At 43.2% G+C, this 23,308-nt stretch carries 21 protein-coding genes; 10 read left to right on the top strand and 11 right to left on the bottom strand.

Translation table 11 applies throughout. The features are described 5' to 3' along the window. The first annotated feature begins 108 nt into the window (after positions 1-108). Positions 109-1,263, top strand: a complete 1,155-nt coding sequence (locus CKK33_RS02050; RefSeq protein WP_095702507.1) for a metallophosphoesterase — start codon at positions 109-111, stop codon at positions 1,261-1,263. A 536-nt stretch (positions 1,264-1,799) separates the two neighbouring features. On the opposite strand, the gene CKK33_RS02055 is transcribed toward CKK33_RS02050, so the two are convergent. After that, complete coding sequence (locus CKK33_RS02055) at positions 1,800-2,240, bottom strand: PepSY-like domain-containing protein (RefSeq protein WP_095702508.1); 441 nt, start codon at positions 2,238-2,240, stop codon at positions 1,800-1,802. Between the two features lie 142 nt (positions 2,241-2,382). Between CKK33_RS02055 and CKK33_RS02060 the strand changes: the two genes are divergently transcribed. The 6 genes from CKK33_RS02060 (at position 2,383) to CKK33_RS02085 (ending at position 10,640) form a co-directional block, all read left to right on the top strand. Continuing rightward, positions 2,383-3,060 (top strand): response regulator transcription factor, encoded by a 678-nt coding sequence (locus CKK33_RS02060; protein WP_095705717.1) that lies wholly within the window; start codon positions 2,383-2,385, stop codon positions 3,058-3,060. Between the two features lie 95 nt (positions 3,061-3,155). Beyond that, complete coding sequence (locus CKK33_RS02065) at positions 3,156-4,313, top strand: HAMP domain-containing sensor histidine kinase (protein WP_143822885.1); 1,158 nt, start codon at positions 3,156-3,158, stop codon at positions 4,311-4,313. A 24-nt stretch (positions 4,314-4,337) separates the two neighbouring features. Further along, a complete protein-coding gene (locus CKK33_RS02070; protein WP_095702510.1) occupies positions 4,338-5,573 on the top strand; it encodes a TolC family protein in 1,236 nt (411 codons plus the stop codon). A 1-nt stretch (position 5,574) separates the two neighbouring features. After that, positions 5,575-6,516, top strand: coding sequence for an efflux RND transporter periplasmic adaptor subunit (locus CKK33_RS02075; protein WP_095702511.1), 942 nt, complete (start codon positions 5,575-5,577; stop codon positions 6,514-6,516). Further along, positions 6,513-9,566 carry an efflux RND transporter permease subunit gene (locus tag CKK33_RS02080; protein WP_233138132.1) on the top strand — a complete coding sequence of 1,018 codons (3,054 nt, stop codon included), beginning with the start codon at positions 6,513-6,515 and terminating at the stop codon, positions 9,564-9,566. Before CKK33_RS02075 ends, CKK33_RS02080 begins: the two co-directional genes overlap by 4 nt. Before the next feature lie 51 nt (positions 9,567-9,617). Further along, entirely contained in the window at positions 9,618-10,640 is a 1,023-nt protein-coding gene (locus CKK33_RS02085) for a YncE family protein (RefSeq protein WP_095702512.1), read from the top strand. A gap of 65 nt (positions 10,641-10,705) precedes the next feature. Here CKK33_RS02085 and CKK33_RS02090 read toward each other — a convergent pair whose 3' ends face one another. After that, entirely contained in the window at positions 10,706-11,545 is an 840-nt protein-coding gene (locus tag CKK33_RS02090) for a phosphatase PAP2 family protein (RefSeq protein ID WP_158223382.1), read from the bottom strand. A 982-nt stretch (positions 11,546-12,527) separates the two neighbouring features. On the opposite strand from CKK33_RS02090, the gene CKK33_RS02095 reads away from it, so the two are divergent. Continuing rightward, entirely contained in the window at positions 12,528-12,818 is a 291-nt protein-coding gene (locus CKK33_RS02095) for a helix-turn-helix domain-containing protein (protein WP_095702514.1), read from the top strand. A 16-nt stretch (positions 12,819-12,834) separates the two neighbouring features. Continuing rightward, the gene (locus tag CKK33_RS02100; RefSeq protein ID WP_095702515.1) at positions 12,835-13,059 is read left to right on the top strand and encodes a hypothetical protein; all 225 of its coding nucleotides are present in this window, start codon (positions 12,835-12,837) and stop codon (positions 13,057-13,059) included. 554 nt (positions 13,060-13,613) lie between these two features. Here CKK33_RS02100 and CKK33_RS02105 read toward each other — a convergent pair. From CKK33_RS02105 to CKK33_RS02120, 4 genes are read right to left on the bottom strand one after another with little or no spacing between them, the layout of a single operon-like run. Beyond that, positions 13,614-14,939, bottom strand: a complete 1,326-nt coding sequence (locus CKK33_RS02105) for an OmpA family protein (protein ID WP_095702516.1) — start codon at positions 14,937-14,939, stop codon at positions 13,614-13,616. Between the two features lie 60 nt (positions 14,940-14,999). After that, a complete protein-coding gene (locus CKK33_RS02110; RefSeq protein WP_095702517.1) occupies positions 15,000-15,845 on the bottom strand; it encodes a sugar transferase in 846 nt (281 codons plus the stop codon). A 49-nt stretch (positions 15,846-15,894) separates the two neighbouring features. After that, positions 15,895-16,692, bottom strand: a complete 798-nt coding sequence (locus tag CKK33_RS02115; RefSeq protein WP_095702518.1) for a polysaccharide biosynthesis/export family protein — start codon at positions 16,690-16,692, stop codon at positions 15,895-15,897. A gap of 11 nt (positions 16,693-16,703) precedes the next feature. Next, the gene (locus CKK33_RS02120) at positions 16,704-17,852 is read right to left on the bottom strand and encodes a DUF1972 domain-containing protein (RefSeq protein ID WP_095702519.1); all 1,149 of its coding nucleotides are present in this window, start codon (positions 17,850-17,852) and stop codon (positions 16,704-16,706) included. A 305-nt stretch (positions 17,853-18,157) separates the two neighbouring features. On the opposite strand from CKK33_RS02120, the gene CKK33_RS02125 reads away from it, so the two are divergent. Further along, on the top strand, positions 18,158-18,823 hold the full coding sequence (locus tag CKK33_RS02125; RefSeq protein WP_095702520.1) for an acyltransferase: 666 nt from the start codon (positions 18,158-18,160) through the stop codon (positions 18,821-18,823). On the opposite strand, the gene CKK33_RS19865 is transcribed toward CKK33_RS02125, so the two are convergent. Genes CKK33_RS19865 through CKK33_RS02150 form a run of 5 tightly spaced genes read right to left on the bottom strand, consistent with a single transcriptional unit; the run spans position 18,820 to position 23,308 of the window. After that, positions 18,820-19,362 (bottom strand): DapH/DapD/GlmU-related protein, encoded by a 543-nt coding sequence (locus CKK33_RS19865; protein WP_158223383.1) that lies wholly within the window; start codon positions 19,360-19,362, stop codon positions 18,820-18,822. The genes CKK33_RS02125 and CKK33_RS19865 overlap by 4 nt on opposite strands. Positions 19,363-19,376: 14 nt before the next feature. After that, a complete protein-coding gene (locus CKK33_RS02135; protein ID WP_158223384.1) occupies positions 19,377-20,090 on the bottom strand; it encodes a DapH/DapD/GlmU-related protein in 714 nt (237 codons plus the stop codon). Positions 20,091-20,094: 4 nt separating this feature from the next. Then, positions 20,095-21,231, bottom strand: a complete 1,137-nt coding sequence (locus tag CKK33_RS02140) for a glycosyltransferase family 1 protein (RefSeq protein WP_095702522.1) — start codon at positions 21,229-21,231, stop codon at positions 20,095-20,097. Continuing rightward, entirely contained in the window at positions 21,228-22,532 is a 1,305-nt protein-coding gene (locus CKK33_RS02145; protein WP_095702523.1) for a glycosyltransferase family 4 protein, read from the bottom strand. The genes CKK33_RS02140 and CKK33_RS02145 overlap by 4 nt, the downstream gene beginning before the upstream one ends. Continuing rightward, a complete protein-coding gene (locus CKK33_RS02150) occupies positions 22,529-23,308 on the bottom strand; it encodes a glycosyltransferase family 2 protein (protein WP_095702524.1) in 780 nt (259 codons plus the stop codon). The genes CKK33_RS02145 and CKK33_RS02150 overlap by 4 nt, the downstream gene beginning before the upstream one ends.

The raw sequence follows: 23,308 nt of genomic DNA on the forward strand, positions 1-23,308 counted from the left end.
ATGAAGTAATAAAAAGATAATAATGACTTAACACGCTTGTGTGTTTGCGCATAGATTTATGCAGATTCTCTACAAAATTCAGCCCGAAGTTTGTGCAAATTGCTAGTTATGAACAAAATAGTTATAACCCTTATTGTTTGCTTATTACCTTTTGCACTTAAAAGCCAAAGTAAAACACCCATCAATATCATATATACCTCGGATGCGCATTATGGAATTTTCCGTGAGCATTTCCGCGGTGATACTAATGTTGCAGGCTACCTTGTAAACGGCGCCATGATCGCAAAAATCAATACATTACCCGGAACAAGGCTACCTGTTGACGGAGGTGTGCAAGCAGGACAGAAAATTGGATATATTGATTATTCAATACAATCCGGAGATATTGCCAATCGAATGGAACCGCCTTATCAATCTGCTACCATCTCATGGCAACAATTCGAGAACGATTATATAGATCATTTGCATTTAAAAGATCAGCATGGAAAGCCGACCCAATTGCTGGTCATACCAGGCAACCACGATATTTCTAATGCCATCGGTTATGTTAAAAAAATGATCCCTGCAACCGATCCGGTTTCGGAAATTGGAATTTACAACATGATGCTAAAGCCCAAAGTGCCGTTAACCGCAAGAGCTTTCAACTATAAGCAAAACAAGATCCATTACTCACGGGATATCGGTGGTGTTCATTTCCTGTTTATTAACCTATGGCCAGACTCTGCCGAACGCGTTTGGATGGCCGGTGATTTAAAGAAAGTTCCTATACAAATCCCTGTAATTATTTTTGCACATGACCAACCCACCTGTGATCCAAAGCATTTTAATAATCCTGCTGCTCCGGGCCAATTTCCTGCCGGAAGCAAATTTGAAGACCTCACCGAAGAACGCTACAAGGAGGGCAATGTACCGCAAAAGGGTGAACATTCGACTGACCTTGAACAACGCGGTTGGGTAGCATTCTTAAAACAGCACCCTAATGTCAAAGCCTATTTCCATGGGAACAGCAATTGGAATGAGTTCTATGTATATCACGGTCCGGACAATGATGTCAACCTGCCGGTTTTTCGGGTAGATTCTCCTATGAAAGGTGATATTTCTAAAAAAGACGAAACCCAGCTATCCTTCCAGTTGATCACGCTTGATCCAGACAGTCTGTTACTCACTGTTCGGGAGTGTTTGTGGAATACTGAACCGGGAAATCCAAAATCACCGGTTTTATTTGGCGCATGCAAGACAATTAAGCTGAAACAATCTGAATAGATTGAAGCTTTTTTATTTTTTCCAGTTTATCTGCGGAATCAGCCTGTATTTTTTCTATATATAAGCGGGGGGTATATCTGACACGAAAGTATTATTGGACAATCATGGACATGCTGAAAAATCTACCAGCCTTCTGGTTTTTCACAATAGCAAACATACAGCTGATATATTTTTAACAGGCACCGAAATTACAATTTAAAGCGGGCTTAGCCAGACAGACTTGAAGATCGTTCAGCTAGCCGCACTGTTTCATAATACAGGGTATTTATACGATTACATAAATTATGAAGAGAAAAGCAAACTCACAGCCGCTAATATCCTTATTCAGGAAAACAAGTAAAGTCTAAACTCGTTCTTGCTACAAAACAAGGCATCAATTCTGAATACTACCTGGAACGTTCTGTCTGGAGAGTTAACGTTTCAATTACAAAGGTGACTCGGCATTACCAAATCGTTTACAACTCAAAGCTGATTTTTTTTTAAATAAGGCCCACATCGGAATGACGCGGGCCTGCATGAAAGGACTGTGACAGTAGTTATTCTTTTTCAGTTTTTACGAAATTACCCTTCTCGTCAAAAACAAGTTCTTTACCTTTAATTTCAGCTTCGAAAAAGATTTTACCAGCGGCGTCAATTATTTTGCCTGCCTCATCCACTTTGGCCTTTCTATAATGCGTTTTGATGTAAACAGTCGCAGCTGCAGGTAACTGCGATGCAGTGATGGCTTGGACCTGTTCAACAAATTTCCCTGCTGGGGTAAACATCACGGATATATCCTCCCCTGATTTACCGCCCCAGTTAGCTTCAAAATTGCCTTTTTCTTTTTCCCAGGTTACTTTAGCCGCCTGCGGGTATTTCGCATGTAACTCCGCAGTTACAGCAGAGGGTACCTGGCTTTGTTGTACTTTTTGTGCGAACATGAGATTGCTGAACAACACTCCCGTTGCAAGCAATGTAATATGCATTAACTTTTTCATCTTTAAGTTTTTCAACAAGTATCATTTATAAAACTGTGTATTTGCTGTAAAAAAACTGTAGAAAAATCGGAATTTCAATTTTTCATGCTTTTGTTCAATAAATCCAATTTTTTTTCAGAATCGATTTTCTATTTTGTTTAAAGTGAAAATATTAGTGATAGAAGATGAACCCGGGCTGCGGGAGAGTATCCAGCAATATTTCGCTGGTGGTGGTAACGTTTGTGAAGTTGTTGCAGACTACGCCTCTGCGCTCCAAAAAATTAACATTTACCGTTATGACTGCATCGTTTTAGATATCACGTTACCTGATGGATCTGGATTAGACATTTTAGAGAATCTGAAAATAAACAATCACCCGGATGGGGTGCTGATCGTTTCCGCGAAAAATTCGCTTGACGATCGGTTGAATGGCCTCGATATGGGTGCAGACGATTACCTGGTAAAGCCATTCCACCTTTCGGAATTAAAAGCGAGAGTCACCTCTATCGTCCGAAGGAAATCTTTTGACGGTAGCCGTACCGTTACTTTCAGTGAAATTAAAATAGATCTCACTGCGCAGCAGGTAATGGTTCATGATATCATACTAAAGCTAACTAAAAAGGAATATGCATTATTGCTTTATTTTATTGCGAACAAAGCTAAGGTGATATCAAAGAATGCCATTGCGGAGCACCTTTGGGGTGACGAGGTGGACCTTTCTGATAATTTCGATTTTCTGTATTCTCATATCAAAAACCTCCGCAAGAAAATTATGGACGCTGGTGGAAAAGACTATATCCAATCCGCTTACGGTATGGGCTATAAATTTACAGACTTGTGAGACTGCTGGATAAATATAATAGAACCAGCCTGATCGCGACATGCTTTATCATCATTGTTGCTGGCTTTGTTTATTATTTTACGATCAGTTACATTTTGACCAGACAGGTTGATAAGGACCTGATGGTGGAAGAAAACGAAATATTTGACTATGTAAAACTTAACGGTCGCCTTCCACAGGTGTTTAAATCTGAAGATCTGAAAATCAAATTTGAAAAAATCGGCAATGAAGCGGTGCTTAGAAAGTTTGTAGACACACAATACTATAATGATCTTGATCAGGAAATGGAGGCCGGGAGAAGCCTTATCAGTTCGGTACGCGTTGGCGAACAGCCTTACAAGATCATCATTACCGAATCAAAAGTAGAAACAGAGGACCTGATCAGGGTAATTTTCTTTATTACGCTTGGCATTATACTGCTCTTACTGGTTTTTCTGCTATTAGTTAACCGGCTGGTGATGCGTAATTTATGGCAACCCTTTTATTCCATGCTTCAGCAGATCAAACAATTTAACCTGGCTGACCAGCAGGCCATTGCTCCGCTGAATGCCAATATAGACGAGTTTAACGACATGAACCGGGAGGTTACCGCTATGTCTAAGCGGGTGACACACGATTATATTGCACTAAAAAAGTTCGTAGAAAATGCGGCGCACGAACTGATGACCCCTGTAGCGGTATTAAATTCCAAACTGGATAACCTGGCGCAAGATAATGACATCACCGTGCATCAAAGCGAATTGATAACTGAGTTGTATGGCGTAATCGGGAAAATGACCCGGTTGAACAAATCCATGCTTTTGCTTGCCCGTATTGAAAATAGGCTGATGCCCGAGCAAGTGGAAATGGAAATTTCTGAAGCATTACGGGAAAAACTTTCAGAATTTCAGGGGCTTTACCAGGCACGCGGTATTGTTGTGGAAGCTCATCTGCAGCCCTGCCACGTCAACATGAACCGGGATCTACTCACCAATTTATTTAATAATCTTCTCGCAAACGCTATGCGCCATAACCATACCGGCGGGAAAGTGATTGTAGACCTTGATGCAAGCGGTATACGTATGAGTAATACAGGCAAGGATACCACTTTAGATGAAAAAGTTATTTTCCAGCGTTTTTATAAATCTTCCGAATCGGATGGTACCGGGCTGGGGCTTACGCTGGTGAAAGAGATATGCGATCTTTACGGGTTTCAGCTAAGCTATCATTACGCCGATCAACTTCATTGTTTCACCATTCAATTTAGAGCCTGATTGCCCATTAAATTATTACAAATTATGAAGCGACTGATTCTCTGTATTGTATTAGCATTTTCTGCGCTTGTAGTGCAAGCACAATCGTCGAAATTAGAAACCTTAGTACAATCAGCCCTGCAGAACAGCCCATTGATCAAAGATCTGAATAACCAGATTTTATCGGCTCAGATTGATAGCGTTCGCCTAAGAGCCGGTTTTAAGCCCCAGGTAACCGCCAGTGGTTTAGGTTTGTATGCGCCGGTGATCAGGGGATATGGTTACGCTAATGCCATTACCAACGGGCAGCAATTAACAGGTCTGCTTACGGTTGATAAGCAATTTATTGGCAAAAATTATCTGAACGCGCAAATATTGAGCATACTTAATCAAAAAGATTCTTTACGAAATACAATTAAGCTGTCTGAGCAGGAATTGAGGAAAACAATTATTGCCCAATACATCACAGCTTATGGGAGCCAGGAGCAGGAACGCTATAACCGCGAAATTACACTGCTATTAAGTAGTGAAGAAAAAGTTTTATTGAAACTTACCCGCAGTAATGTATACAAACAGGCCGACTATCTGGCTTTTTTAGTTACTTACCAGCAAGCGCAATTACAATTAAAGCAGGCGCAACTACAGTACAAGGCTGATTATTCGACGCTAAAGTACCTTGCCGGGATAAGGGATACCAGCCTGGATTCACTTGACAGGCCGAACTTAGTACCAGGCTTTATTTCGGACAAAAGCCAAAGCATCTTTTTCAGGCAATTTCAATTGGACAGTATCCGGATACGCAATCAGCAACAGTTGGTAGATTATGCTTACAAGCCTAAGCTTCATATATATATGGATGGTGGTTATAACTCTGACCTTACAGCGGATTATTATAAAAATTGGGGAGCCAGCGCTGGTTTTGGCGTAACCGTGCCCATTTACGATGGTGGCCAACGTAAGCTGCTACACAAGAAGGTACAACTGGAGGAAGAAACACGACAACAGTATAAAAATTTTTTTGACCGGCAATACAGTCAGCAAATCTACCAACTTACGGAACAGATAAAAGGTTATGATTCACTGCTTGCAGATATCCGGAACCAGTTCAAATACGCTGAATCGCTGATCAAGGTTGACGCGAAACTCATGCAAACTGGCGACCTGAAGATAGCGGATCTGATCCTCGCTGTTAACAATTATCTCTCAGTCCGTAACCTGCTTACCACCAATCTGGTCAGCCAGCTACAACTGATCAATCAGCTTAATTACTATAACCGATAACATGACCATAGAAATCAAACGACTGCTTGCCCGCGCTTTGGTACTTTTTACAGTTCCCGCGCTTTTTTCATGCGGTAGTAAACAACCTGCTGACGACGAGGAGCATACGCCTGAAGCCGTTACGCCGGTTACCATAACACATATTATTACAGAACCTGTTTCTGATACCATAACACTAAATGCCACCTCTGTTTTTTTGCAGAAGAGTTATGTAAAGGCCAATGCCATAGGTTATATAGAAAGGGTTAATGTTAAGCCTGGCCAATATGTACAAAAAGGCCAGTTGCTGTTTATAATTAAAACAAAAGAAGCACAGAGCATTGGCAATACCATCAATTCGCTCGATAAAAATTTTCGCTTTACCGGTGTCAACCATATCAGGGCATCTGAAGGCGGCTACATCAGCCAGCTCAATCACCAGCTTGGCGATTATGTGCAGGATGGCGAACAACTAGCCATTATCAGCGATCATAATAGCTTTGCATTTCTGGTCCAGGTACCTTATGAACTTCACGGGTTAATTGCTCAAAACCAAAATTTGCGTATCGATCTTCCTGACGGCACCAAGCTACCCGGACACATTACCTCAACCATGCCCACGGTTGATACACTGGCACAAACACAAGGTCTGGTGGTGAAAGTTAACGGTTCGGCCTCACTGCCTGAAAACCTGGTTGCTAAAGCACGTTTAATTAAAGCAGCTAAAACCCAGGCACCCACATTGCCAAAATCTGCCGTGCTGGCTAATGAAACCCTAACCAATTTTTGGGTAATGAAGCTGATCAACGACAGCACCGCGGTAAAAACTCCGGTAAAAACAGGTATTGAAACCGGAAACCGGATTGAAATCATCGAGCCTGTTTTTAAATCTGCAGACAGAATAATTGAAACAGGTAATTATGGCCTGGCAGATACCGCAAAAATCAAGATCACCAAACCATGAAGTTTATCAGCGACTTTTTTGTCAAATACAGAACGCCCGTTAGCCTGATGCTGTTCATCCTGCTACTGGGCGGCGCTTTTGCGTATACCCGGCTGCAGACCTCACTGTTCCCGGAGATCACCTTTCCCAAGATCAAAATAATTGCCGATGCCGGCCTGCAGCCCGTTGACAAAATGATGGTAACAGTGACCAAGCCGCTCGAAAATGCCGTTAAACAGGTACCCGATCTGCAATACGTACGCAGTACCACCAGCCGGGGTAGCTGCGAAATATCAGCATTCATGAACTGGAATGCTGATATTGATCTTAGCTTACAACGCATACAAGCAAGTATCGACCAGGTCAAGAATGCGCTTCCGCCGGAAGTGAACATCACGGTGGAAAAAATGAACCCCTCTATTTTACCCGTGAGCGGTTACACGCTGGAGAGCCACAATAAATCACCCATAGAGCTGAAGCAAATAGCTACATATACGGTAAAGCCATTCCTGTCGCAGGTAACCGGGGTATCCGAAATCCGGGTTATTGGTGGTAAAACTAAGGAATACTGGCTGATACTGAATATACAAAAGATGAGCAGCCTGGGCATTACGCCGGATATGGTCAGTAATACATTAGCACAAACCAACTTTATCAGGTCTGAAGGGTATCTTTCTGCCTATAAAATGCTGTACCTAACAGTTATGGATGCCACAGTAGGCGCGGCCGATAAACTGGGCGAAGTGGTGATCAGTAATGACCGTAAGCGCGTGGTGCAGCTGAAAGATATAGCCGAGGTACAAATTAATCCGGGTATTGAATATACTAAAATTAACGCCAACGGGCATGAAGGTGTACTGATAGCGGTGATCAAACAGCCCGGCGCTAACCTGGTTGATCTTTCTGATGCCATGGGCACCAAGATCAGCGCGTTGCAGAAGATCTTGCCGCCGGGGGTTACCATCAAACCCTATTATATACAGGCCGATTTTGTTAAAGATGCGATCCGCAGCGTGAGCGACAGTTTATGGATCGGTTTGGCATTGGCCATCATTGTTGCCATGATATTTTTGCGATCGCTTAAGGCAAGTGCAACCATCTTAATTACCATTCCTGTTACGCTGGCCTGCACCTTGCTGATACTTTACGTAAAGGATTACACCTTCAACATCATGACCCTCGGAGCTATCGCAGCAGCCATAGGCCTCATTATTGATGACGCTATTGTAGTGGTAGAGCAGATACACCGTACGCACGAAGAGCATCCCGACCGGCCAACTACCATCCTGATTCACGAAGCAATCGGTTACCTGCTGCCGGCAATGGTGGCTTCATCCTTGAGTACCATTGTCATTTTTATCCCCTTTGTGTTGATGACCGGCGTTGCCGGGGCGTATTTTAAGATCATGACCAACACCATGATCATTACGCTGGTTTGTTCATTCTTTATCACCTGGATAGGTTTACCTATTGTTTACCTGCTGCTTACCCGCAAAAAGCCCCGGAACGATAGCAGGAAAGAAGAGGAACACCATGTTAAAAAACAACGGTGGGTATCATTATTCATTCATAAACCTTTGATCAGTGCAGTTTTTGTGCTGCTCCTCATCGCCGTGATCATTTTCATTCCCGGTAGGTTGGAGAGCGGCTTTTTACCCGACATGGATGAGGGCAGTATTGTATTGGATTATACCTCCCCTCCGGGAACATCGCTTGAAGAAACCGATCGTATGCTGCGGGAGATTGAAAAGATCATTATCAAACATCCGGATGTGGCTGCGTATTCCCGCAGAACAGGTACCCAAATGGGCTTCTTTATCACGGAGCCTAATACAGGCGATTATCTTATCCAGCTAAAAAAAGGAAGAGAAAAATCTACTGAGGAAGTGATCAGTGATCTGCGTACAGCCATATCATCTACCCAATCCGCGCTCCGGGTAGATTTTGGCCAGGTGATCGGTGATATGCTGGGCGACCTGATGACCTCAACCCAACCTATTGAGATCAAGGTTTTCGGGAATGATCAGCGAATACTCCAGGATCTTTCAAAACAGGTTTCGCATGTGGTTGAGGGGGTGAAAGGCACTGCCGATGTTTTCGATGGTATTGTAATTGCAGGGCCATCGCTGGAAATACAGCCCGACTACGGAAAGCTTGCACAGTACAACCTAACTCCCAACAACCTGCAAATGCAGGTGCAAAATTCGCTTGAGGGTAATATAGCCGGCAACCTGATTGAAAAAGAGCAGCTATCACCTATACGCATGGTTTATCCGGGTAACCGATCATTGGATGTAGCAGGCCTCCAAAAGCAAAGCATTTTTCTTAACAATGGTAAGCTGCTGCCTTTGGCGGAGGTCGCAAAAATCACTATCCACGCCGGCGACGCGGAGGTTCAGCGCGAAAATCTGCAGTCGATGGGTGTGATTACCGCCCGGCTGGATAATGGAAGCCTTGGAAGTGTGATACCGGTGATCCAGAAACAAATTGCCGCCAAAGTTAATCTCCCATCAGGATACCACATCAGTTACGGCGGCGCTTACGCCGAGCAGCAGCAATCGTTTAAAGAATTGCTGATCATCCTGGTTACCGCCAGCTTGCTGGTGTTCTGTGTCATCCTTTTTCTCTTTCGCGATATCCGCGTTGGTTTTGTGATCTTGGGTGTTGCTGTGCTGGGTATAGCCGGCAGTTTCCTGGCCTTGTTTATCACACATACACCTTTAAATGTGGGCAGCTATACCGGGCTGATCATGATTGTTGGCATTATTGGAGAGAACGCCATATTCACTTTCTGGCAATTCAGGGAAAGCGCTCGTGAGAGCACCATTGATGATGCCATTGTATTTTCCATTTCTACACGTTTACGCCCCAAACTCATGACGGCTTTGGGCGCAATTATCGCTTTGATGCCATTAGCGCTTGGAATCGGAGCAGGCGCGCAATTGCATCAGCCGCTGGCTATAGCTGTTATAGGCGGCTTTATAGTAGCGTTGCCGCTGTTACTTATTGTATTACCGAGCACGTTACGGGTTATCTTCGGGAAGAAAATGCTGGATGAGCGTTTATTATAAATCCAAAATTTACACAGAATGATGTTTTAAATAGCACTAAAAAAAGAAAACATGTTAGCATTTAAAAAGATATACCTTTTAATAGGCACCCTTGCACTGGCAGGAACGGCATTAGCTCAGCAAAAATCAGGTTTACGTATTACCAACAATTTCCCTATCAAGAGTAGCGGCGGCTGGGATTACATTACCGTTGATGGCGAAGGTAAACGTATGTTTGTTTCTCATGGAACGCAGGTAAATATCCTAAGCACCGGCGGCGACTCGATAGGCGTGATCAATGGCACAAATGGTGTACATGGGATAGTGTTGGTGAAATCACTGAATAAAGGCTACACCAGCGATGGGCGTAATAACAGCTGTACCATTTTCGACCTTACTTCTTATAAAACTTTGGGAACCATACCCGTGGGAACTAATCCGGATGCCATATTTTATGACGATTTCTCTAAAAAAGTATTTGTTTTTAATGGGCGCAGTAAAGATGCCTCGGTAATAGACCCGGTCACGGATAAGGTTGTAGCCACAATTGCACTGGGCGGAAAACCAGAGACCGGTGTTTCTGACGGTAAAGGCAAAGTGTTTGTGAATTCTGAAACTACAAACGAGGTGGTGGTAATAGATGCCCGTACCTACAAGGTAATTAAACGTTATAAAATTGAAAGCGGAGATGAACCATCGGGCTTGGCCTTAGATCGCCATACCAATCGTTTGTTCGTTGGCTGCGGTGGCAACCAAACCTTTGTGGTGCTGGATGCCGCAAATGGCAAAAACCTGGCAAAATTCAAAATCGGTGATTGCGATGGTGTCGCGTTTGACCCGACGAACAAAATGATTTATACTTCAAATGGCGAAGGCAGCTTGTCAGTGATCAAGGAAGTATCGGCCAATAAATTCGAACAATTGGAAAACGTAGTTACCGAGCCAAGCGCGCGTACATTAGGCGTGGACCTGCTAACCCATAAAATTTATTTACCGGCTGCTAAAACGGAGCCGGTAGCTGCAACGGCTACAAATCCCAAACCACGACCTAAGCCTGCGCCCGGATCTTTCCATATCATTGAACTGAGCAAGTAATTCCCTTTCCCCTCATAGTTTATAGATTAAAAAGTTTTAAGGCTGCTTCCGGGCAGCCTTAAACATTAAAGCTGCATGCTAAAGCTTAATCCCAAAGCTCCATTTTGATAGGAGGGTAATATAATGGAACTGGTACGTTGTTTCTTTTTCAATTCTTCCGGAATGTCCCTGTTTTCCTCTTTCTCCCGTCCTTTCCTGGTCAGCCGGTTACGCAGGTAAGGATAAACCAGATAAGCAGTTTTGGTAGCAAGTATACCAACGCCTGCGCCGGCGATTACATCACTTAGCCAGTGATCCTGGTGATAGATCCTGAATATTCCCGTTGTTGTTGCGAAACCGTAGCCTATGATGCCATAGATCACCGACTTTCCACTCAGTTCCTGCGACATAAACTCTGCCTCAGCAAATGCGTTAGCGGTATGCCCGGAAGGAAAAGAGTATCTGTCGGATCCGTCCGGCCGCAAGCGATGGGTGGCATGCTTTACAGAAAATACGAAAATACTACTCATTGCTTCTGATAAACCCAGTAGGATAGTGCGGTCTAAAAATGTGTTCTTACCGTGTACCCCAACCAGGTTTAAGCCATATGTCAGCACAACGGGGGCATATTGAAAATAATTCTCCAGGTGGCTGTTTGGGACGATATTATGTTTAAGTGTTTCATTAAATACGGAGCGGTCAAGACGGCGGAGTGGTTTAACATAGAAAGAGGCAGCCCCATAACCAATCATCACTGCCGGCGGATATAATGTCCAGATTTTGGTTCGTAAATGAGGCACCGTATCTGGCGCAGTGGTCAGATCTTTTTTTAGTGTATCTGCAACATTGACTTTGGTGGTGTCCTTCTGCTGTGCGTGCAAATGCGTTGCTGACAAAACAGATAAAATGATCAATAATTTTCTCACAATTTTTTTATTTGCGAGATAATTGAACATTCTGGAATAAGTCTGGATTTTTGAAGGTTGAACAAAATTTGCATAATTCTGCTGTCAAAAAGGGGATGCTTGGAGAAGTATCACATGGCTTGGAGTTGTCGATAAGTAAACGCCCCATCGAATCTTACGGCGGGTTGCTTACTTTATACCAAAAGGTTTAAAAAACAATATTATTTGAAATACGGGACATATTCTCACCGTTAGCGAAAAAAATGCTCGGCAGGAATTCCTTCAATGAACAGAGCTTAAAAAGATTGTCACAATTTGAATTCGGAAAAGGGTCTAACCCGGAAAGAATTATCGGCCAGGAGGATATAAATCTGATCAGAAACCTTTTAATGTAAACGATCATATGGTACAAATTACTTTTGGGAAGAAATATTCCCCAAAAAGACGTTGCTTTATTTGATAACCCAAGCATAATCGACATCGGCGGAGGAATGGTCATTCCTGATTTATCATGAAATGATGCATATTAAAAAAAATAGCCCTGCTTCAAAAAATAATTGAATTATGGGATATGCGCACAAGCCACAAATTTTCACGTTTTCTAAAACCAATCCCTTTACTGTAGGATGCTGTATAACGTGAATGGTTCTTGTTATCATCGCCAAGGACCAGTTGAGTTTTATTAGTGCATGGCGAATATCCACAAGTCAACAGTGTTTACAAATTCTATCCGACTCCGATTGACTCGGAGTAGATTTCAAATCACTTAACTCATCTTTGTATAAAAACATCCTACCTCGTACATAATGTGTGATATATATTAGGATCAATCAGCAGCTTGGTACTAAAGCGATCATCATAAAAACACCATAGGGTGGTACAGGTGGTCAATTGTTTTCAGGAAAAGGGAACAATTTTGTTATGTGGGCAACTTAAAGTTTCCACGTATCACTTCATCTGATAGGAATTTAAGTTTGAGTTTTATATCAATAAATGAATAATTATGGCAGCAGAAATCATCACGAAGGAAGACTTGCAGGAGTTCGGAGAGCGACTGCTTAGTCAAATGAAAGCGCTGATCAGCGGAAAATCAAATGAAGAACCAAGGAAATTTTTGAAAAGTTACCAGGTCAAGAACCTGCTTAAAATTTCAAATAATACTTTACAAACGCTTAGGGATAATGGAACGCTTCCATTCACCAAGATCGGCGGCATCCTGTACTACAATTACGAGGATATCATGAAAGTATTAAAAGGGGAAGTGAAGAGCAAGCGGATCAGCTTCACTAAATAGAAGTGTCTTCAAGATCATGGGCAGACCGGCTTTACAGGAAGGGGACAACAGGATCATTCAGTACAATATCCGGCTGACAAAAGAAAATAACGATATGGTTTGCAACTATGTCCAGGCATCGGAAATGATGCCAGCAAACTACACCAGCCACAAAGCATTTGCCGGGAGCTTTCCTGCCATCAGGCTTTCGCCGGTCAATGCAGCTCTTTACAGGGAGCTGCACAAAATCGGTGTAACCTGAAACAGGCAGTTAGGAAACCAAATGTTAGTAAACTATCCCCAGCTTTCACAGAAGGACATACTTAACTGCTTAATGAAATGACAGCAGACTGGGTGAAAGGAAAAGGGTTCAGGTGCGCGTTGCGTTACAACCTTCAAAAGGTTAAGTGTGGTGCTGCGAAGATCCTGGGATATTACATATTATCATCGATACTAGGCAAAGCAGCTAAGTTTACTTATATTTGTTTATCAAACAGTTCTGAGTACCAAAGTGAGTACCAGCTTTTTGAGGCTTTGTTAAGTAACTGATAATCAGCTATAAATATTACGGGGTTCGAATCCTGTTGCTCCCACAACATAAAGCCTTCAGATTAAGTTCTGAAGGCTTTTTTGCTTTAAGCTTGCTCATATTTAACTCATCTATTGATAGTTTAGGTAAGAGACCGCACACAACCGAGATTCTACTTTGCAACTCACATATCTATATTAAAAATTCATAGTGAGGTAATAGAAAAGGGCCGCTCTTTTCAGATACGGCCCGAGCAGTATGTATTGGAATTTGTTTGTAAATAGTTTTTAAAACAGTGTAAACTCTACTCTGCGGTTCATTTGCCTTCCTTTAGCGGTTTTGTTGATTGCTATAGGCTGAAGCGGTCCGTAACCCGTTGCCTCTATGCGCGATGCATTGGCACCTTTGGACACCAGGTAATTCTTTACAGCCTGCGCGCGCGCTTTAGACAAAGCCATATTTGCTTTCATGCTGCCCTTGCTATCTGTATGGCCTGCCAGTTTTAGGCTAAAGTCTTTTTGGATGAGCAATTCTGCTACGCGGTCTAAAGTTGGATATGAGCGCTCTTTGATCTTGGCCTTGCCGTATGCAAACTCCAGGTTCTTAATGGCATCGCCAATTACACGGCGGTCTTGCTGGGTAACTATTTCCTTTTCTTTAACCACAGTCATTGCCGGCAGTGGACAGCCTCCGCCATCTACCTTAGTGTTAACGGGCGTGCCTGGGCATTTGTCGTACTTGTTTGCTACGCCATCGTTATCATCATCAGCCATATCTTTTTCGTTTTGAAGGCGCTTTTGTTCTTCGGCCGCTAACCTGGCTTGTAACTGCGCGGCGGTTTCCTTAACTTCCTCGTGCACAACTGCTACCGTGCTAAAGTTCTGCAGCGGGCGTGAATTTTTCTTACCAAAACTATATTCTATACCCAAGTGCGCATAAGACATGTGATCATTTAAGCCGCTTTTGTAGCCATCAAAGTTGTTTGTTCTTATAGAATAAACAGTGTAACCCAGATCGATGTTAACAGCCCGCGAAACACCTATCTTAAAGCCGATACCAATTGGCAAGAACCAGCTTTTACCATCGCCGCTTGTGGGCTGTGGTACATTAGCCATTGGCGGTGGCGGGTTGCGCACCGTTGTTGAATAAGACATATAACCAACGCCTGCTGTAAGGTAAGGTACTAGTACGGCGGGTTTTATTGATAAACTTAAATTAGGAACGGTGAAATAGCCCCTCAGATCCGCAGCCCAGTTAATATTGGTTTCATAACCGCTCTGGTCCTGCCCGGCCACACCCTCGGGGAAATTGTTTAGCTTGGATGCATTTACCTTTCCAAAAAGCACATCAGCCTGCACACCAAGACTGGACAAGATCTGCCTCTTCACAAAAAAAGAATAGCCAAATTTTTCGTGCGGTGTGCCGTAATCGCCATTGGTCTTACGGTTAAAAGGTGTCCAATGGGTTAAAAAGCCGCCATTAGCACCTATTGACCATCGGCGCAGGTCATCAGTAGGCAATTTTGTTGTGTCGGTGCTGCTTGTTTGGGCAATACCTTGTGCAGAGATCGCCGACAGGCAAGCGATTAGGCACCAGTTTTTTAATGATTTCATTTTTGGAGAATCTTATGTGTGACAGATCTGTTAGCTATTTGCGTTTATTGATTTCATGAATCAGTAGGCGTTTTTGTTACCGGCCAGGGTATACACCACGGTTAAAAAAATGATGTACATATCCAGCAGAAAGGTCCAGTTCTTTAAGTACCATACATCGGCATCCACACGATTCAGCATTTCATCTACTGTTGCCGTTCGGCCACGCAAACCGTTGGCTTGTGCCCAACCGGTGATACCCGGCTTTACCAGGTGGCGTATCATAAAATGTTCTATCAGTTCAGAATATTCCCGTGTTTGAGAAAGCATGTGCGGCCGCGGACCAACTACAGACATGTCACCCATCAGCACGTTAAAAAATTGCGGCAGCTCATCAAGATTGGTGCGCCGTAGAAAAGCGCCTACCCTGGTTATACGGGGGTCGCCTTTGGCGGTTTGCAGCTTATCACAATCATCATTCATGTACATGCTACGAAACTTATAGCAGGCGAAACTTCGGTTATCGCGCGATGAACGTTCCTGTGAAAAAATTACCGGCCCCTTGGATTCAAGCCTGATGAGTAGGGCTATAATGGGCAGGAGCCAGCTTAAGATGAAAATAATAACAGCCAACGAAAAAACAATGTCAAACGCCCTTTTGCTGGCGCGAAACCAGTAATTGTTTTTGTAAAATATATTTTCATTTTCGGCCTCTATGAGTAACCCGTTAAAGGTTAACGCATTATTTATGAACAGATTGGTTGGGGCAGGAAAACTTATGCGGGCGTATGGTTGCGCCATATACCGGGTAAGTTCTTTGTAGTAAGCTGCGCGCAAGGCCGGTTTAAACAATTGATGATAACTGTTCGAAAACCCATCCTGGATTAAAATAGAGATGATACGGCTAAGGGATGTAACTCTTTCCATAACTTATGTACTATCTGTTAAACTTGTTTCAATAATCCTTTTCGTTGTTTTATTTGCGTGCTATGGTGAATATTAGCAGCGCTGTATTTAAAAAAAGCAGTCCCGGCTGCACTATAGTTGAAAAGTCCTGCATCTTCTCGTTCTTTATCGCCCTTCGGTTCTGTGCTACATAGATGATGTCCTGACTTTGCATGATAATGGCCGGGTTTGATACCGTACGAAAATCGTTCAGGTCAAAAAATAAAACCTGCGGATCTGTCATACCGCCCCGCACTATTTTAATTTTCTTTTCGTCGCCTTTTTCTGTCAAGCCGCCGGCTTGCGCCAGTACATCGATCAGGTTGGTCTTATCGCTTGTTAGCATGTAACTGCCCGGTGAGCGTACTTCGCCAAATACGGACACCTTCAGGTTCATTATTCGCAGGTCGATAATGGGGTTTTTGAGTACGGTGCGGGCGTAAAGCCCCTGTATTTTTTTGGCAGCCTCTAACTTGGTTAATCCGGCTACTTTTACTTTACCCAACACCGGCAGGGCAACTGTGCTATCGTTTTCTACCTGGTAGGTTTGGGGTTGCGGCGCATTTGAAGAAGCGTTTGATGTACTACCACCACCCGGAACTGTTACCACATAGTTAATATCCTGCAGGTTGCGCATTTGCAGTATGTCCTGCGTTTGTATCTTGTATTCATAAGGGGCAGCGCCTGCAATTGAAGGGGAATTTGTAGAGGCTACGTGTGTTTCAAAAAGCAATTGATTTTGCTTATATGAACAGGATATCCCTACTAACAAGTAGGCTAATGCGGTTAGGGTATAACACAAAAGGCGTATAGGTTTTTTGTGCATCATCTTAATTGTTTTTAGTTAAATGTGATCTGGCCTTCGCTCACCTTCGCCTGTCTCTTTTCTGCTTTTTCGTTCACTATCTGCTCAAAATGAGCAGCATAAGAATCAACAACATTATCTATACTGTAAAAATTCTTTATCCTGTCGCGGTTGTTCAGCACCATAGCGTTATACTCACCGGTGCCTTTGTTAATGCTGTTGATGTATTGTGCTACATCATTTGAGGTGTGGAAATACCAGGCATTTTCGTTAAGCACTGCGCGGTTAAATACATTATCGCTGGCGCAGATAAGCGCGTTGGATGCCATAGCTTCCAACAAAGATGGATTTGTACCGCCTACAGTATGTCCGTGGAAATAAAGGTTTGAGTAATACCTGAGATTATTAAGCTTATCGCCACTGAATATGCCCCCGCAGAAAATGATGTTAGGGTTGAACTTGAATTTTTTAACCAGATAATTGCCAAACACATTATCAGTACTACCTACTACCAGGAATTTATGTACCGAATTGGTTAGGCAATAACCATCCAATATAGTTTCTATACTATTTTCGGGCTCCATACGCGCGATCAGCATGTTATATTGCTGTGGCATCAGACCATACTCAAGCAAAACGGCAGGATCATGATCATTAAACAAAGTGGCACCATAAGGGATAAACACCGGCTCCTTGCCGTATTTATTATAAAGATAGCGCTGTATCTCAGTGGAATCGGCAATAAGGTAATCGCTTGTGAGTACAGCCAGGCGCTCTGCCAGGCGCAAAAAAGCTTTAGCACTTTTTGAGTATTTAGCCCTGTTCCACTCCATACCATCCATGTTAGTGGTAATCACAGATTGTGTGGGTAACATCCAACCCCATATAGCGCTACTGGTATAGCCCAATTGCAGTATAACATCAAAGTTTCTTTTGCGGGCGTCTTTTATACAATTAAGGTCATAAATAAACTGCCCTGCTGTGCCTAACTTGTATTCGGGATCATAACAATGGCATATCTCAACACCGTTCCATTCCTTTTGCTGGTAAGGGTGGTTATGTGAGTTGTAAACGGTCACTTCAAAGCCTCTTTTTACCAAACCAACCGACAAGTATTCTGCACATTGTTCAAACCCACCGTAGTTGTTGGGGATACCTCTTGTTCCAATGATAGCGATGCGCATAGTAGATATTATTAGCTATATAAATTGTTGCTAATACCTTGAGGTATTAGACCTGTATTTGCAATAAATGCGTTAATCAATACTCTATATTACATCAAAAAACCTCGAAATTTTGCGCTGTAGGGCTATATGAATGAAATGAACAGGCGCAAACAGAGTGAACGAAATAGACTGTAGTTCCGGCCCTGAATAATTTATCTTGTCGCGATTTAAGACAGTTGAGCAGTTGGGAAAACGGATAGAAATAGCTTATTATTTAACAGTTTTTGCGACGTACACAATTAGTTGAATAATGACCTCAACCCATGAATAATTTATTTAAATTCATTACCAGGATAAACCTGAAAACAATCCGCTTTAACTTTAAATACTTCCCGTTTAAAACGGCCATCAAATTCCCGGTACTTATCTCAAACAATGTTTTTTTGCACCAAATGAAAGGGAGGGTAATTATCAACAGCCCGATCAGAACAGCACTGGTGCAGATAGGCTACGGCAAAATAGGTATTGCTGATTTTAAACGTTCACGGGCCGTATGGGAAGTGCATGGCGATGTTGTTTTTAACGGGCGTGCATTTATCATGCATGGCTGCAAGCTAAATGTAAGCAAGGGGGCACAACTGATATTTGGTGATGATTTTAACATGAGCACCGAATGCGCTATAGTGGCTGCTAAGAAAATAGAGATAGGTAACCACAGCGGTATCTCGTGGGAAAGCCTAGTGATGGATACGGATTTCCATCATATAGCAGATGAAACCGGGACAGTTTTTAATCACCCAAAAGAAATTATTATTGGTGATAATGTATGGGTGGCCTGCAAATGCACTATTTTGAAAGGAGCTGTTATCCCTAACGGCTGTGTTGTTGCTGCAAACTCAATGGTTACTAAACCGCTTGTTGGCGAGAAAAGCATTTTTGGCGGCAACCCGCCAAGGGTTCTGAAAAGCGGGATTTCGTGGTGGTATTAAATGATGGGTAATACGTAGTCGCCTAAGTTGTAAACTAAGTTCGGGTTACGATCTGCAATTTTTTTCGCCGGGATGCCGCCCACTACCGTATAAGGTGCAACATCACCTGTAACCACGGCACCTGCAGCTACCACCGCGCCCTTTCCAATTGTTACTCCGGGTAATATAATGGCCCTTGAGCATACCCAGGTATAATCTTCAATAACCACCGGTGCACCTGCTTGTGCAAAATCCGGGCTATTATAATCATGATGTAGTGTCCATATCATTACCTCATTACTTAGGTTTACATTGCTGCCGATGCTCAAACCCATACGTGCATCTAACAGAGCCTTGTGCCCGATGATGGTGTCGTGGCCGATGCTCATCTTCCAGGGCGACCGGACTTCGAAACCTCTATACAGGCCAACATTCCGGTCTATTTTTGCTCTCAGCAATTTTAACAACCCTACTCTAAGTGTGTGAAAAGGTAAGAGGGAGACCAATCCACAAGCCATATAAATGCATGATCCTTTAAATTTCTGATATTCGTTTGCCATCGCTGATAAAATTTTCAGGCTGATCTTAATACTTCTACCTCATTAGTTTGATTGGTGGTGCGGCGTTTGATGACCTTAGCAGGCACGCCTCCAGCTACTGAGTTTGCAGGTATAGACTTGTTAACCACGCTTCCTGCCGCTATCACACAACCATTACCTATTTCAACGCCATCCAAAATAGTTACCGCGGCACCTATCCAACAGTTATTACCGATGATAACACCTTGCCGGGTTACGCCCTGATTCTTAATGATCACGTCCGTGTTTTGAAAAACATGATTCTCTGAAAAAATCTTAACGCCCGGCCCTATTATCACGTCTTTGCCAATGGTTACGCCGCCTTGCCCCGCGATAAAGGCTCCCGCATTAATACCCGTGTTGTTCCCGATGCTTACACCAACACCTTTATTAGCCACAACGCCGGTGCAAACTATAGAACCGTCGCGGGAAATGCTCACGTTATCCCCTATTTGGATGCCCTTTTCTGAAAGTGCGTTGAGGTAAACACCATCTTCCAATATCAAATTTTTGCCAGCCCTTACCAAGTGTGCATGTTTTACTTTTACACCCGTTCCCACGAACGTTATTCCCTGCGTTTTTATAAACAGTTTAAGCCAACAACCGCGCAAAACCTGACCCGCCCTGCCTGATAAGATGATCAGCAGGTCGCGCGTGCTGTATCTGCATTCCCATTTATAATTGGGATCACGCTTTAGTTTTGCTATCAATTTCTCAACTAACACCGGCTTCTTCCATTATGGTTAGGATCTGCTGCACCGAACGTGACCACGTAAACCTTTCAACGTGTTCCAATCCTTTAGCAACCTTTTCGCTATACAGATCAGTATTATTTAAAAGTGTATCTATCTTTAGGGCTATGTCACGGGGATTGTCCGGGTCGATATATATTGCTACATCTCCGCAAACCTCGGGCATGGCGGTTCGGTCTGATACGATGACCGGCACGCCGCATTTCATTGCCTCCAAAGGCGGCAACCCAAATCCTTCGGCATAGGACGGGAAGCAAAAAATAGTTGCACAGGCATAAATCAGCCGCAGGTCAGCCTCCGGCACATGACCAGTAATAATGATGCGATGTGATATATTATACTGAGCGATCAAAGTTTCCAACTCATCAGTCAGATTATTACGTTCCCCTGCAATTACCAACGGTATGTTTTGATCTCCGATGTACAAAATGGCTTTAACAAGGTTAAGCAGGTTTTTACGAACATTTACCCTGCCTACAAAAAGCAGGTATTTTTCCGGCATTCCATAGTTGTTAAGTACTGACTGCACTTCATTATTATTATAAAAACTCCTGGGTTTAAAGTTTTGATCAATACCGTGGTAAACCACATGGGTATTTAAACAGCCGGAAACCTTATTACTTATCAGCCTTTCCTTTTCGGATGCAGATATGGCTATAACCGTGTCTGACCCTGAAGCCAAACGCTTCATCTGCTTAAAATAAAACCTCTCGGTGCCTGTATAATATTCAGGGTAGTCGAGAAACAGAACATCATGTATGTATGCTACCTTATGAAGCCTGCCTGGCCATGTACTTGCAAAATTTTGAAACAGTACGGCTTTTAATTTATGCCGTATAGCCGCCAGGGGAACCAAAAACTGGTTTAATAAAAGGTTGGGTATTTTCGGCAGACCAATCAATTTAACATCTGCTGGAAACAAAGCCTGCGCTTGCCTTTTAAATTTTGATGGTATAAAAAGGTGCAGGTTAAAGCGACCATTGTTATGCAATATCATTTCGCTGACCAGATTCTTAACGACCATATTACCGCTGGGCGGACCGCTAAAGAACCACTTGGCATCAATACCAATATTTATTTTGTCCGGGGTGTTACTCATGGCACAATATTTAACCTCCCTTCTGTAGGATAGCTGTTACGTTGGCCGTGCACTGCAATGGCTTCGTCGTAAATATGGTTCAACTTTTTTAAGCGTTTATCCCAGCGATGTTCGTTGGCACACAGCAGTGTGGTTTGGTGCATATCTGTCAACATCCAAGTGTTGTTGAGCAGAATATTTATGACAGATGCAAGCTGTTGCAGCATGTTATCATAAGTATCAATAGGCACCTTTACCCCGCACTTAGAACATATTACATCGCCCATTCCACAATGGTCTGGCGTAAGAGTAGGCACGCCATTGCTCATGGCTTCAAATATTACGGCAGGGTTATCCTCGGCAATGCTGGTCATAATGTGTAAATGGCCGGCGGCCATCAATCGCACTGCCTCCTTACGTGGCAAATGCCCATGGAAGATAACCTTGTCTGCCATCCTATTCTCAGTGGCGTATTGTTCAAGCTCATCTCGCAGCGGACCATCCCCCAAAACGTTCAGCACCCAATTATCTCTCTGTACAGCAGCCAATGCCTGCAGGCACATTTTCAGGTTTTTGCGTCCATTTAACGTGCCGCTCCAAACCAGTTGCACCTTATCAGCCATGTTATTAAATTTATTCACTGCCGGGAACACATCGCCGGCTATTCCTTGCTCTGGCAGGTAGTAACTGTCCCGATTAAAATATTGCTTGATTGTTTGCTGTCCTAAACGCGTAGCCGCTATCAATATATCGGCTTTTTTAAATGCTAATTTTATCCGAAGTGAGTATCTAAGCTGATATTTGTTGATACAATTTTTAAGGATAAACTTTATTCTCGTTCTAAAAGGCAGTTCTGCTAACAGCTGCTTGTCTATAATCTTCATTCCTCCAATTGGCCCCCATACCAATGGCTTGCCCAGTTTGCTCAGAAAACCCGGCTCCCGAAAACCTATCGGGCCCAGCTGGTGTACTACATCAATATCCACTTCCTTTATTAACTCGCGAGCGACTTTGAGCGCTTGTTTTTGCCACAGGTAGTAGGCAAAATAAAAAAACCACCCAAAGCCGGCCTTATTCAATAGGTTAATGGTTTTAGCACCCCACCCGGCCTTTACCTCAATAAACTTTATCCCGCGCAGAGGATTTCTCTCAATATACTGCCTTAGTGTTTGCGTATCGCCCATGTGGTCATCAGACATGCCGTACAGCACCCAAAGATCATGCTTCCCGGCCAGGTGCTTTACGGTATTCCAGGCCGCAGCATATTCCGACCCCCTTGTTGGAGATATGGCATAAGCTGATATGAGGAGCTTTTTTTTCAAAGCGTTGCTAATTTGTTTCCCGAGCGGAAGGGGTCTTTATACCACAGGCGCCAACGCAGCCTGTTCAGTTGGTTAAACAAACCGGCTATCAGGAAACTACTCCATGACAAGTTCCGTTTCATAACGGCAAGTTCTTCGGCATGCATTTTTTTAACATCGTTACTAACGCCGAAAGTGCGCATACAGGCAATGTGCTCGTCAATATGTTTTATCTTATAACCGGCATGTTTTATCCTCAAAAACATATCGTAATCCATCGCTATTTTATAAGCAGGATCATACCCGCCAACCGCCTTGTAAACGCCATTTCTAACAAAACAGGTCGGGTGCATAATGTACATACCGTAATTAAGCCAGCCGATTTTGCTTTTCTTTATGCGTTTAAAACCGTTATCACCTATCAGCAATAAATTAGCGCAACATACATCATCATTGGCATATGTGTTTATCATCATTAGCTCAATGGCATCCTGCATGTACCAATCATCGGCGTTTATCATACCTATCCATTGCCCGGTTGCGTGGGCTATGCCTTTGTTGAAGCCATCGGCAATACCTTTATCAGGCTCACTTACAATTACCGCTATCCTGTCGCGATATTTTTCAATAATGTCCAGTGTACCATCTGTTGAACCGCCATCCATCACGATGTACTCAATATTTTTATAGGTTTGGTTGAGTACGCTTAAAATAGTTTGCTCGATGGTATCAACCGCGTTAAGCACTGTTGTTACGATACTTACTTTAGGGTTTGCAGTATAATTTTGTGTATTCAT

The sequence above is a fragment of the Mucilaginibacter sp. MD40 genome (assembly GCF_002288635.1).
In the GTDB taxonomy this organism is placed as follows: Bacteria; Bacteroidota; Bacteroidia; order Sphingobacteriales; family Sphingobacteriaceae; genus Mucilaginibacter.